The sequence below is a fragment of the Stenotrophomonas sp. SMYL86 genome, assembly GCF_036320025.1.
Classification (GTDB): Bacteria; Pseudomonadota; Gammaproteobacteria; order Xanthomonadales; family Xanthomonadaceae; genus Stenotrophomonas; species Stenotrophomonas maltophilia_A.
This window is the reverse complement of the sequence record NZ_JAWIRU010000009.1, coordinates 94,587-108,456: the sequence shown is the minus strand read 5'-3', so window position 1 is coordinate 108,456 and position 13,870 is coordinate 94,587. Positions and strand designations below refer to the sequence as shown.

9 protein-coding genes are annotated in these 13,870 nt (G+C 66.5%); all 9 read left to right on the top strand.

The features are described 5' to 3' along the window. Positions 1-16 precede the first annotated feature (16 nt). Positions 17-415 carry a hypothetical protein gene (locus tag V3B64_RS11880; protein ID WP_032961812.1) on the top strand — a complete coding sequence of 133 codons (399 nt, stop codon included), beginning with the start codon at positions 17-19 and terminating at the stop codon, positions 413-415. Between the two features lie 3 nt (positions 416-418). Continuing rightward, a complete protein-coding gene (locus V3B64_RS11875; RefSeq protein ID WP_032961810.1) occupies positions 419-2,593 on the top strand; it encodes a hypothetical protein in 2,175 nt (724 codons plus the stop codon). A gap of 69 nt (positions 2,594-2,662) precedes the next feature. After that, entirely contained in the window at positions 2,663-5,764 is a 3,102-nt protein-coding gene (locus V3B64_RS11870; RefSeq protein WP_234500153.1) for a hypothetical protein, read from the top strand. Between the two features lie 39 nt (positions 5,765-5,803). Next, entirely contained in the window at positions 5,804-8,341 is a 2,538-nt protein-coding gene (locus tag V3B64_RS11865; RefSeq protein WP_005412396.1) for a phage tail fiber protein, read from the top strand. 25 nt (positions 8,342-8,366) lie between these two features. Beyond that, entirely contained in the window at positions 8,367-11,171 is a 2,805-nt protein-coding gene (locus V3B64_RS11860) for a tail fiber domain-containing protein (RefSeq protein WP_005412395.1), read from the top strand. Next, on the top strand, positions 11,171-11,656 hold the full coding sequence (locus tag V3B64_RS11855) for a hypothetical protein (protein WP_126411773.1): 486 nt from the start codon (positions 11,171-11,173) through the stop codon (positions 11,654-11,656). The genes V3B64_RS11860 and V3B64_RS11855 overlap by 1 nt, the downstream gene beginning before the upstream one ends. A gap of 26 nt (positions 11,657-11,682) precedes the next feature. Beyond that, complete coding sequence (locus V3B64_RS11850) at positions 11,683-11,952, top strand: hypothetical protein (RefSeq protein ID WP_005412393.1); 270 nt, start codon at positions 11,683-11,685, stop codon at positions 11,950-11,952. Positions 11,953-11,969: 17 nt separating this feature from the next. Next, positions 11,970-12,194: a hypothetical protein gene (locus tag V3B64_RS11845; RefSeq protein ID WP_005412392.1), complete on the top strand. Its 225-nt coding sequence runs from the start codon at positions 11,970-11,972 to the stop codon at positions 12,192-12,194. An 8-nt stretch (positions 12,195-12,202) separates the two neighbouring features. Then, the gene (terL, locus tag V3B64_RS11840; RefSeq protein WP_032961836.1) at positions 12,203-13,867 is read left to right on the top strand and encodes a phage terminase large subunit; all 1,665 of its coding nucleotides are present in this window, start codon (positions 12,203-12,205) and stop codon (positions 13,865-13,867) included. The last annotated feature ends 3 nt before the right edge of the window (positions 13,868-13,870 follow it).

The following is a 13,870-nucleotide window of genomic DNA, read 5'->3' as shown; positions in this document are numbered from 1 at the left end:
CGCCGCAGTCAGCGCGATGGCGACCATGTACGGCCAGGATCAGAACAACAAGGCCATCGAGGAAGCCGCGGAGCGTCAGCAGGAGCAGATCAACGACCAGGCCGCCGAGCGCACCCAACAGCGCATGGAGGAGGCCCGCGCACTGCGATCCGCGATGCGCGCCTCCGCAGCAGAAGCGGCAGTGTCCGGCAACTCGGTCGAGCTGCTGGCGAACGACATCATGGCCCAGGCTGGCCGTGACGTGGCCCTCATCGAGAAGAACCGCAGGAACGGAGTCGTCGAAAGCGGCTCCGAAGCACGCGCTCGTATCCGCACCGGCAATGCCGAGGCGCTGGGCGGCGTGATGCAGTCAGGCGCGAATGCCTACAGCAACATCCAAACCTACAAGCGCTATTCCATTCCCGGAGACGAGTAACCCGTGGCTCGCACGAAACCCCAAGAGATCATCCGCCGCGCGCAGGTGCCGCAGCGTCTCGCCGAGCGCCCCGTTCTGGCGGTGCAGGCTGACCAAGCGTCCTCCGCTGGTGCCGGTGTCCTCTCTCGCACCGCCGCTGCGGTGCTGACGCGCGTCTCGGATTCCGTCAACTCGCAGATGATCTCAAACAGCCGCGAGCAGTACAGCGCCGCGGCGACCCAACGTATGCAGGAGGACGCCGAGGGTACGCCCCGGCAGGCCGAGGACTTCGTTGCCCAGCAGTCGGAGTCATGGCGTCGCGGCTACCTCAAGGCAGACGGCATCATCCGCGTCCGCGACTGGCAGATCGAAGCGGCCAAAGAGATCGCCAAGGCCGAACCCGGCACCGACATCGAGCCGCTCATCAAGGAGCGGATGGCTGCGCTGACGCAGAACCCCGAGTTCCAAGACCCGCAGGTCCGCAAGGCCCTGATGCCGGTCGCCATGCGCGCCGCGCAGCAGGTCCGCCAGCAGTGGCAGGCCGACTCGATGCGGGAAATGCTGGTCCGGCAGAAGGAGTCGCTGACCGCGATCATCCGCGACGGCATCAAGGGCGGCACGTTCCTCACTTCCGAGGGCATGAACGGCCTGTACGCGATGCTGGACCAGGAGGAGTACGCCTATCTCAACAAGCGCGACGTGGACGAACTCTACGTCGAGGCCGCCAAGGAGGAGCTGGCCGCAGGCAACCGCGATCCTCAGTCGATCCTGGCGTTCCTGGAGCAGGACCGCGGCGACGGCCAGCCCGGCTTGATGAACACCGAGCACGGCGACGAGCTGCGCGCGGCGGCTGCCGCTGGTGCCCGCGTGATCGCACACCGCGAGGACGAGGCACGCAAGCAGGCGATGGCCGAGGCAGAGTGGACGCTCCAGGGCCTCGCGGATCGCGGCCAGCTCACCCACAAGACCATCGACACCTGGGCCAGTAAATTCGGCCTGAGCGGTGGCGACCTCCAGTCCTTCAAGCGATACTGGAACAACCAGCAGGAGCAGACGCTTCGCCGCTGGGAGCAGGAAGCGAAGGAGCGCGCCCGAGAGGAGCGCATCCGCAAGCTGGTAGCCGGGGGCAATCCCTACGAGATCAGCGACGCCGACCTCAAGAAGCAGGCCGGTAAGGAGTGGGAGGAAACCCCGCAGGCCGCACGCGGCCAGGTGCTCCAGAAGTGGGCACGGCAGGGCATCGTCATCCCCCAGCTCGAACGCATCCTCAAGCGCGCTGACCCGGCGTTCCAGGAGAACTTCCAGAACGCCGCGACGCTGTACGAACAGCTCCGCAAGGTCTCGCCCAAGTACGCCGATACGGTCGCTGGCGGCGAGGCTGCCGCAATGCTGGACCAGTACCTCTACGACACCCGGCGCAGCGGTCAGTCTCACCAGGAGGCCGCTCGCGTCCTGACGCAACCGAAGCGGGAAGTCGAGGAGGCCCGCTCGGTCATCAACGACACCTGGAAGTCCGGCATCAAGGACTACCTGGAGATCGACGGCAAGCCGCGTGACCCGCGTGAGCTGCACCGCATCCGCCAGGAAGCCGAGCGCATCGCCTCGCGTGGCGGAGTGTCCGGCGAAGCTGCCATCCGTGCAGCGGTCGGTCAGATCGACGCCCAGCGCACGACCGTCAACGGCCGCCGCGTGCCAAACATCGGCATGCCGCAGGGTGCCGAGCCAGCGGTAGACGAGCTGATCCAGACGGTCGCGCGCAAGCTCGGCCGCGACCCGGATGAGCTGTCGGCCCTGCCCAATCCCCGCAATCCGGGGCAGTGGCAGATCGTCGGCCCCGACAACTGGCTGATCCCTGACCCGGACACCGGCCGCGCCATCGGTTTCGACCCGCGTGCCATCGCGGCACAGCACCAGCGCTGGAAGGGAGACCTTGCGGAATCCCAGGCGCGTCGTCGGGTCGAGCAGCGCACCACCTGGGCGGACCAGTCCCGGAACATCCGCGACCTGCGCTCGCAGTCGGCGACCACGGAAGTCCCTGCGGCCATCGCCAAGCGCGACGCCAGCGCCGCCGAGGCTCCCGCCTTCGAGCTGCCCAAGTTCGACCTCACCAAGCCGCTGGTTCCCAACGCGGGCACCAAGCAAACCACCACCACCCCGGCAGTCCCCGAGGACTTCCTGGAGTACCTGACGAGGAAGTAAGACCGCATGTTTGAATCCCTACCCGGCGCAGACGAGAACATCGTCAAGCCGGCAACCCAGCAGCCCATCGTGCAAGCCGTGCGCGAGCGCAAGGAGCAGCGAGAGGCCGCGGAGCGCCGGAAGGATCAGACGACCGTATGGGACGGATGGGGCGCTGCCCAGGCAAAGGGCGGCATCGGCTTCATCGACCGCTTCATCACCGAGCTGGGCTACGAGCCGCAGCAGGGCTATCGCATTCCCGCAGACGCGCGCAAGCGCTGGGAGTCGATGGGCCTGCGCCCGGAGCAGTGGGAGCTGTTCGGCCGGGCCACGTCCGACGAGCACCTCTCCTATCTGGAATCCGTGGCCTTTATGAATCAGATGGCGGACGACGACCTGGCGCAGTTCGGCCTGGGCGGACAGATCGCCCTCGGCTTCACCGACCCGGTGGCAACCGGCCTCGATCTCGCCACGGGCGGCCTGGGGTACGCAGCCAAGGCCGGACGCCTCGCCAACGCGGTGCGTTCCGGTCTACAGGCTGCGGGCACCTCCGCGCTGATGTCGGCCGCAACCTCCACCTACGACCCCGAGCAGACGCTCGCGGATGGCGTGCAGAGCGCCGCCCTGTCGTTCGCGTTCGGTGGTGCCCTCGGCGCTCGCCGGGGTGCCCTGTTCGACGGCGAGGTGAAGCCTGACGTGGTGAAGCGGCTGGCCGGTGACGACTCGCTGTCCGCCGCCCGCGTGGCAGGCACCGCCGCCAACGACCTCACGCCAGGCGTCCTCCCGCTGCGCAACGAGAGCGCATTCGAGCAGGAGTTCACCGACAAGGCGCTGGTCAACGCGCACATCACGCCCCACTTCGCCACCGTCCGCCGCGACCTTGCTGCCCGCATGGGTAGCGCCAAGTCGCCGCTGGTGCGCGAGGCGGGCCGCCTGCTGTTCCGCGATGGCGTCGGCTACACCGATCGCTCCGTCGCGGTCCAGGAGTCCACCAGCGAGTTCGCCAAGCGCCACCTGGCCGTCATGGAGACGGAATGGCGGAGCGGAGTGAACGCCGCATGGGACGCCTACAAGCAACGGACAGGCACCCATTGGTGGAACTTCTCCGAGCGCGCAAAGTTCAACGAGGAGGTCGGCCGTGCCGTGCGCGGTGCGCCTGACGTATCACCGGAAGCCGCCAAGGCGGCCGGCAGCGTCGCCAAGGCGATGCGCGATGCGCTCAAGCTGGCGCAGGACAGCAACCTCGACGGCTTCGCCAACGTGGCGCAGAACGGCAGCTACCTGCCGCGCTACTGGAGTGGCAAGGGCTTCAAGCGCCTGTTCGGCGAGATGCAGCTTCACCAGGACGACGTGATCGAGCAGCTCATCAAGCCCGCCATGCGTCGCGCCTGGGAGGCCACCACCGACGAAGGCGACGAGATCGACGACGAGCTGCTCGGGGCGGTTGCACGCTCCTACCTCAAGCGCGCCCAAGCGAACTTCGAGGGCGACGGGATGGACCTGCTGGTCCGCCCGCTGGACAGCGATTCGGTCGAGGAGATCGGCAACATGCTGACCGAGGCGGGCGTCTCGCCCGTGCGGTCGCAAGAGCTACTGTCCAAGCTGGAGCGCAAGACCTACGAGTCGGGCAAGCTCGACCGCGCGAAGAAGCGCATCGACCTCGACGAGACCTACTCCACCACCATCCGCAACGAGGCTGGCGAGGACGTGCAGGTCTCGATGGCCGACCTGTTCGACAACGACGTGGACTCGGTGATGACCCGCTACATGCGCGAGATCACCGGCTGGTCGGCGCTGTCGTCGAAGGCTGGCATCAAGAACCGCGCACAGCTCGACCGCTTCGTGTCGAAGCTCAAGAGCGACGCCCGCAAGTCCGGCGACGACGTGAAGGACATCGAGCGCCTGATCGACATCGGCCTCAAGTCCACCTTCGGCCGCAGCACCGAACTCGATCCCGCCAGCCGAGGCGCACGCTACGCGCGGTTCCTGCGCAACTGGAACTTCGCCCGCGTGATGAACCAGGTCGGCTTCTCGCTGTTCGCCGAGCTTGGCCCGACCATCGCGCATGCCGGTCTCCGCAACTTCTGGAACTCCGTGGGTGCCGCCCGCGACTTCCTGGTGCGCGGCGCTGACGGCAAGCTGTCCTCGCAGGAGGCGCGCGTCATGGAGCGGCTGTTCGCACCCGGCACCGACTGGCTGCGCAACCCGCCGTTCCTGCGCCTGGACGAGGATGCGCTAGTGCCGCAGACGTTCAACGTCAAGCACGGCGAGAAGATCGACAACGCGATGAACATGGCGACGCACGTCACCTCGGTCGCATCCGGCATGGCCCCGATCAACACGATGCTCCAACGCATCGCCGGTCGCGCCACGCTGCTGCGGCTGCTGGACATGGCGAACGCCAAGAAGCTGTCGGACGCCGAAGTGGCCCGCCTGCGCACCTGGGGCCTCGACGAGAAGGCCCAGGCCGACGTGTTCGGCTACCTCAAAGGCAAGCGGCAGATCGAGCAGATCGACCCGGACAAGCTGCCGTTCCAGACGCGCGAGCGCATGGCGGCCTTCCTGTTCCGCGTGACGCGACACCAGGTTCTCGAAGGTGACGCCTCGGACAGCATCGAGCTGATGCACTCCACCACCGGCCGCATCGTCACGCAGTTCCGCAGCTTCATGGTCAACAGCTACACCCGCCACTTCCTGAACTCCGTCCACCACTACGACGACTGGCGCACCTACGCGATGGTCGTGCTGTCCACTTCGGCAGCAGGCATGGGCTGGGCGGCTCGCACGTACATCAACACTGCGGGCAACCCCGAACAGCGGAAGAAGCAGCTGACGCAGGAGAACTTCTACAAGAACGCTGTCGCGCAATCGAGCTGGTCGAACGTGATCCCCGCGGTCACCGACGCCGTGTGGGCGGACGCCTTGGGTAACGACCCGGTGTTCGCCAACAACCGCTCGACCGGCCTGGAGAACGGCGTGATGGGCATCCCGTCCATCGACCTGTTCAACAAGGTCTACGGCAGCACGCGGATGATCGGTTCGGCCATCCGCGACGATGAGGAGATCACCGAGAAGCAGATGCGCGACTTCTGGAAGATTTGGTGGTTCAACAACATGACGGGCGTCCGCAACATCGCGGATCAAGCCCTACAGCAGTTCCCTGACCGCAAGGACGGGACTGATCGACCGTAACCAGGAGGCCCTTCGGGGCCTCCACCTTTTTGAGGACGCATGATCGAACTATCGCGCGGCCTTTCCTTCGTGCTCTACACCTACGAGGGAGGCCCTACGCGGTTCACCGTGCCGTTCCCGTACATCGCCCGCGAACACATCCGGGCGTTCGTCGGTGAACCGGACGCGGCCCGCGCTGTCTCCGTGTCGTGGGTGGACGCCAGCACCATCGAGATTCCGTCGCAGGATGGCGTGCTCGACGCACCCTACACTGTGACCATCCGGCGATTCACGCCGATTGACGCCCTCCTGGTCAACTACAAGGAAGGCGCAAACCTCCCGGCGCGCGACTTGTCCAAGTCGTTCCGCCAACTGCTGTACGCACACCAGGAACTCGCCGAGTTCGGTGGTGGCAGCGGCCTCCCCGGTGGCGGCCCCGGTAACCCCGGTGGCGACCCGGACCTCAACGCAATCATCGAGCAGCTCCTCCGCTCGCCAGCACTGCAAGACCTGCTGACCCGCATCGACCTTATCGACGTGAACGCCGAGGCGATCCTGGAGGAAATCATGCGCTCGCACGAGTTCTTCGACGTGCAGCGCGACTATGGCGACAAGATCAGCACGGCCACCCACGAGATCGGACTGCTGACCGAAGGCAACAAGGTCATCGCGCAGCAGATCATCGACCTGTTCGCGCGGGTGGACTACGGCGAGCAAAGTAGCCAGGCACGATTCCTGGAGGTCAATCGCGCCATCGCTGACGAGCGCTCCGCGCGCGTCGAGGCGATCACCGAGCTGCAAGGCCAGGTGGTCGAGAACGGCAAGACGATCTCCGCAGCGCTCAACCAGCGCATCGACGAGGTGGAGAGCACCACCGAAGCGGCGCGTGCGGCCACCGAGCAGCGCCTCGGCGCAGAGATCGAGGACAGCGCGGCGCAGGTCCGCACCGCGGTCATGGCCGAGGTTGACGCAACCAAGGCCCGCGTGTCCGACGTTGAGACGGCAGTAGTCCGCCACGGCGAGAACATCGCTGGCCTGGCCGAGACCACCGAAGCCCTGACGGACGCCGAGGGTGCCAACACGGCATTCCGACAGCAGATGGCGGCCAGCTACGGCGCGAACGTGCCGCAGGGGATTGCCAATGAGATCGACGGCCAGGTGTCGGCGGTTTCGGCCGCCTTCGAGCAGCGCATCGACACCGAAGCGTCCGCGCGCGAAGCCCTGGCTTCCCAGGTATCCACGCTGGAGACCAGCACCGCGCCGACGATCTTCTCGGACGCGCAGCCCTCCCCGCCCGCTGGCGGCTTCAAGGTTCCGACCTTTTGGGTCAAGACCGTGCAGACCGGCGCGTACCTGACGCAGATTTGGGATGGCACCGGCTGGCGCAAGGCCGACCTGGATGTCACCTCTCCGACCGGCGCGCTGGTGCAGCAGCTCAACACCACCAAGATCACCGCCGAGCAGGCACAGGCCATCGCGGCCACGCAGGTCCAGGCGTTCAAGGACGGCGACTTCGCCACCATCCGGCAGGAGTTCAACGTGGTCGCCGGGCAGCACTCCGGCATGTACGGTCAGTGGCAGGCCAACTACTCGGTCAAGATCAACGCGGGCACCATCAACGGCGTCCCCGTGGTCGCCGGTATCGCCCTCTCCGCCAACCCGCAGACCGGCAGCGACTTCATCGTCACCGCGGATCGCTTCGCCTTCGTCCACCCGCAGTACACCTCGGGCGGCACCTTGGCGAGCATCAAGTATCCGTTCGTGATCGGCACTGTCGGCGGCCAGTCCACCGTGGGCATCCAGGGTGCGCTGGTGGTGGACGGGACGATCACTGCGGACAAGATCAGGGTGAACTCCCTGGCCGCGCTCACGGCAAACGCAGGCACGATCAACGGCGGCACGTTCAAGACCCACACCCTCGACGGCAACGGCAACATCGTCAACGCTGCCGAGTTCCGCGTGGAAATCTCCAACCTCGGCGACTGGCCCCTGTGGGTCGGCTCCGGCGCGAAGAACGCCAACAACGCGGTGTTCTACGTGGACCGCAACGGCGGCGCGTTCTTCCGAGGCCGCGTCAATGCTCCCAACATCGTTGGGCAGTTCCAGTCGGCGACCGGCGTGTGGTGGACCGGGGCAACGAGCCTCTGCTACCAGGCGGGCAACAACTTCATCCCGCTCGGCGATTGGGTGGCGATCCACGAGTTCTGGCTCGGCGCTCCGGTGCTGGCTGGCGAGGGTCATACGCCCTCCGTGTCGGTGACCGTCACCGCGAACACGCGCGTCTACGGGCTGCACGTCATCTTGGAGGAGCTGCGCGACTCTGTGTGGGTCGTCATCGCCTCGCACGAGCCGCCGATGTACCGCGCGTTGATTCAGCAGATGGGCGGCGACGGCAACACCTTCACTGCGTCCAACTTCTACACCTACGAGCAGTCGGTGACGCTCTCGGCGTCCGGCGCATGGACAGGCGGTGCCCGCGCATTCCGCGTGCGGTGCCGCGCATCCAGCCCGCCTCCGCAGGTCCACGGCTACGACGCCCCGGCCTACCCGAACTACCTCATCACGTCGATTGGCGGCTTCGCCTTCGGCATCCGATAACCCTCAGAGAGAACCCAAGCACCGCATGAGCACTACCCCCGGCTACGTCTCCAACGCCGAGCTGGCCTCGCGCCTCTCGACGCTGGTAGACCGCTGGAACCGGCGCGAGAATCAGATGATCGCGCTGCTGACTCAGGAGGAAGGCACCGTCGTCGTGACGGACGGCCTGGGCAACAACCACACCCTCCCCTCGTTCCCGCAGCTCCAGAAGGACGTGGCCGGGCTGACCGACGAGCTGACCGGCTCGGTCGTGCAGGTGCGCGACCTGGTGTCCGTGGCAACCGGCATGGCGAACGCCGCGCAGGCGTCCGCAGATGACGCCTCTGGCTTCGCCGACGCTGCCGAAGCATCCGCCGTGCGCGCTGCGGAATCCGCCGCGAGCATCGACGACGACGTGCAGGCCACCGCCGACGCGGCGACCTTCGCTGCTGCCAAGGCGGCCGAGGCTTCCGACAGCGCGACCGAGGCGGCAAGCTCCGCAGTGGACGCCGCCGCTTCGGCGACGGCCTCGGCCACCTCGGCGCTGGCTTCGGCTGGCTCCGCAAGCCAGGCGGGCACGTCGGCCACCGCAGCGGGTCAGGCGCGTTCCGACGCGCAAGCAGCGGCGACTGCTGCCGCCACGTCACGGGATCAGGCGCAGACCATCCTGGGCTATGCGACCGACGCGGCCGACCGCGCGGAAGCTGACGCCACCGCTGCCGCAGCATCGGCTGCCGCAGCCGCCGACAGCGCGACCGCCGCAGCGACCTCGGTCACTCAGGCGACCACCCAGGCCAACCGGGCGGAAGCCCAGGCGTCCGCCGCGGCGACCAAGGCTGGCGAGGCTGCTGGCTCGGCGACCACCGCAGCCGGTCATGCCTCCGCTGCGTCCGGCTCGGCGTCTGCCGCCTCGATCTCGGCGCAGACCGCATCGTCGGCCAAGGCCGCTGCCGAGGCTGCCCGCGACAAGGCTGGCCTGTACGCGAACGCGCCGCAGGGCACCGAGGTCTCGCCGGGCGAGTTCTCGGCGAAGCATTGGGCCGCCCAGGCGCAGGCTGCCGTCACTGGCTCGCTGGTCTACATGGGATCGTGGGATGCCGGCACTGGTGCGTTCCCGGCCAACCCGGTGAAGGGTCACTTCTACAAGGTGGTCGGCGAAGGCACTGTGGGCGACATCCACTGGCGAGTCGGCGACCAGGCGCTCTACGGCGCTACCTGGGAGAAGATCGACAACACCGATCAGGTCACCAGCGTCGCCGGTAAGCAGGGCGACGTGACCCTCGTGGCTGGCGACATCGGCGGCCTGGGCGCGCTGGCGACCCGCGACGACGTGGACTTCAACACCCACGTCACCGGGAAGCCGACGACCTACCCGCCGAGCACCCACACGCACACCAAGGCGCAGGTCGGCCTCGACAAGGTGGACAATACCGCCGACCTCGACAAGCCGATCAGCACCGCGACGCAGACGGCGCTCGACGGCAAGGCGGCGGCGACGCACACGCACACCATCGCCAACGTGACCGGCCTCCAGTCCGCGCTCGACGGCAAAGCGGCGGCGTCCCACTCGCACACCATCGCAAACGTAACCGGGCTGCAAGCGGCGCTCGACGGGAAGTCGGCAATCGGCCACACGCATACCGCCGCCGAGATCGCCAACGTCGTCAACGTGACCGACGATCAGTCCATCGGTGGCGTCAAGACGTTCGCCTCCGGGCAGATTCGTGTGCAGGGATTTGGCGGCGAGGCCACGTCCGGCGTCATGTACCTGGGGTCGCTGGATCGCTATGTGTACGTGCCGCCAGCTGCGAACTCGCTGGAGTTCCGATTCGGCGATGGCACGGGTGGCGTCGCGTCCCTCAACGCTGGCGGCACCGTCTGGACCTCGGCGAACTTCAACCCGGCAGGAAAGGCCGACGCCGGTCACACGCACACCATCGCAAACGTCAGCGGCCTCCAGTCCGCACTGGACGGCAAGGCGAGCCTGGGTGGCGCAACCTTCACCGGGCAGGTCACTCTGGCCTATGGCGCGCCGCTGCGGTTGACCGGCATGGGTGCAGCGGGAACCGCGTACATCCACGGAACGAACGGCGCTGGCGATGACGTTTGCTCGATCACCCGCGTGAACACGAACAGCTGGTACAACCTGTACTGGAACGGTGCTGCGAACATTGCGGGCCGCCTGACGGTCGGCGATCAGATTTACCTCAACGCTGGCTGGTTCCGCTCCCAGCAGTCCGGCACCGGCTGGTACTCGGAAGCGCACGGCGGCGGCATCTGGATGCAGGACAGCACCTGGGTTCGCACCTACGGCGGCAAGGGATTCCTTATCGCTGGCCCAGGCGGTAGCGGTGGCGACCTCCGTTTGGAGAGCTACTCGCCAACCATCACCTGTTACGACTCCGACAACGGGACCACGCACTGGCTCCATTGCAACGACAACAACCACGGCTTCCTCGCCAGCAACGCCTTCTCGTGGTGCGCCTACCGCGACGGCAGCAACAATTGGGTCGCCACGGGCAACATCGTCGCCTATGCGTCCGATGCGCGTCTAAAGAAGAACATCGTGGACGCCTCGGCCTCCAAGGTGGCCGACTTCTTCGACCGCTTCCGTGTACGCGAGTTCGATTGGGATGCCAAGGCAATCGCCGAGCTGAATCCCACGTTCCACCCGAGCGCGGATCACGAGGTCGGCGGCATCGCGCAGGAGGCCGAGGAGGTCTACTCGTTGATGGTCGCCACGCACGCAAACGGCATCAAGACGATCCAGTGGGAGAAGGCTATTCCCTTCCTTATCGCTGAGGTGCAGGCGCTGCGTAAGCGCGTCGCGGACCTTGGGGGAGGTGCCTGATGGCCCTCCCCGGCTCCGGCCCTATCTCCTGGGAAATGATCCGCGCCGAGTTTGGCGGCGGCTACCCGATCTACGCGGACCAGTATTACCGAGGACGTGGATTGGTGCCCGACGTTCCGGCCAACTACGGCGTCCCCACGAGCGGCCCGATCTACGCCTCGCAGTTCTACAACGCGGTCAAGGCGACGCCGTTCCAAGCATCGCTGTCGCCGAGCTACCTGATGGGTAACTGGCCTCAGTCCACCAACGGCACGGTCAGCGAGTCGTTCAGCGTTTATTGCTCGGGCGGCACCGGCAACTACTCCGTGGTCTCCCGCTCCGTCACAGGCGGCGCGTCGATCTCCGGCAGCGGCCTCGGTGGCACTGTGACCGCCTCTGGGCGGAACACCTCCCGCATGGGGCAGTTCACAGTCGTCGTCACCGATGGCGTCACGCAGATCACCCTGACCGGCAACTACGAGTACAGCTTCGGTCGTCCGCTCTAACGCATCCACCACCTACAAGAGACCTAATGCACGATGAAGTGAAGCTGGTCGGCGCTCTCGCGGGCGTCGGCCTCATCGTGGGCATCGCAAAGATGCTCACGTCGAACGATCCGATCACCTGGAAGCAGGCGCTCGGCCGCGCAATCCTCTCTGGCGCTACCGGCCTTGCCGCTGGTGCCATCGTCATTTTCATCCCCGGCGTCTCCTTCGTCGCCCAGGTCGCGCTCGCGTGCATCCTGGCGTCGCTCGGCACGTCCGCGCTGGAGACCGTACTGAACCGCGTCGTCAACAAGTGACCGCCCCCAAGGATGCCTTGGAGCGACTGCACGCCGCAGTCGCTGACAAGCTCGCCGACACCATCGACTCGATGGAGTCGGACGCGAAGGGCCTGGCCTCGATCCTCAACGTGGCCCGGCAGTTTCTCAAGGACAACGGCATCGACGTTGCGGCCACGCCGCCCGGCTCACCGCTGGGCAAGCTGGCCGACAAGGTGTCCGAGTTCCCGTTCGATCCCGCTGAGGATGGGCGGCTGAACTGATGGAGGGCATGACGAGCCTCCACGTTCGTCACCCTTTCGAGGACTTCCGCAACTTCGCCTGGTACGTCTGGAAGGAGCTGGGGCTACCAAGCCCCACTCCGATCCAGTACGACATCTGCGAGTTCCTGAAAACCGGCCCGCGCCGTCGCGTCATCATGGCGTACCGCGGCGTCGGCAAGTCCTGGGTGACGGCCGCCTACGTCTGCTGGCTCCTCTGGAAAGACCCCCAGCACAAGATCATGGTGGTCTCGGCATCGAAGGAACGCGCCGATGCGTTCTCGGTGTTCGTCAAGCGCCTGATCGAAACCCTGCCTGAGCTGCAACACCTGCGCCCGCGTCCCGACCAGCGCAACTCGAACCTGGCGTTCGATGTCGGTCCCGCGCAGCCCGATCAGTCGCCCTCGGTGAAGTCGGTCGGCATCAACGGCCAGCTCACCGGCTCCCGCGCCGACACCATCATCGCGGACGACATCGAAGTCCCAAAGAACTCCATGACCGTCGTGCAGCGCGAGAAGCTCGCCGAGCTGGTCAAGGAGTTCGACGCGGTGCTCAAGCCTGGCGGCGAGATCATCTACCTCGGCACTCCGCAGACCGAGGAGTCGCTCTACAACAAGCTGCCCGAGCGCGGCTACGTCATCCGCATCTGGCCTGCGCGCTACCCGAAGGACACCAAGCACCGTCAGGTGTACGGCGACCGCCTCGCGCCGATGATCGCCGATGCGTTCGACGCGAACCCCAAGCTCGCCTGGAAGAACTGCGAGAGCGTCCGCTTCTCCGATGAGGACTTGATGGAGCGCGAGGCGTCCTACGGACGCTCCGGCTTCATGCTCCAGTTCATGCTCGATGCGTCGCTGTCCGACGCCGAGAAGTACCCGCTCAAGCTGTCCGACCTGATCGTGATGGACGTGGACCGCGAGGTCGCTCCGATCCGCGTGGTCTACAGCAGCGGCCCGGAGTACATCGTCAGCGACATCCCGTCCGTGGGCTTCACTGGCGACCGCCTGTACCGGCCCATGTACCTCGCCTCGGAAATGGAGGAGTTCACCGGCAAGGTACTCGCCATCGACCCCTCGGGCCGAGGTGGCGACGAAACCGGCTACGCGGTCGTCGGCATGCTTCGCGGCATGCTCTACGCGCGCCGCGCTGGTGCGACCAAGGGCGGCTACGACGACGACACGCTGGAGACCCTGGCGCACATCGCGCGCGCCGAGAAGGTCTCCGCAGTCCTCATTGAGGCGAACTTCGGTGACGGCATGTTCGCCAAGATGCTCTCCGGCGTCCTGGCGCGCGTGTACCCGTGCTCCATCGAGGAGGTGAAGCACTACGGCACCTCGAAGGAGAACCGAATCATCGACGTGCTGGAGCCGGTGCTGAACCAGCACCGCCTGGTGGTCGATGCCTCGATCATCCGCGCCGATCAGAAGTCCGAACAGAAGTACCAGCTGTGCTACCAGCTGACGCGCATCACGCGCGACCGCGGCGCACTGCGCCACGACGACCGCCTCGAAGCGCTGGCGATGGCCGTGAAGTATTGGGCCGACCAGCTCTCCCGAGACGTGTCCAAGGAGGAGCAGCGCTACCTGGAGGAGCTGCTCGACCGCGAGTACGCCTCCTTCATCCAGTCCGTGACCGGCCGCATGCCGTCACCCGACAACTACCTCGACATCCTGTAGGAG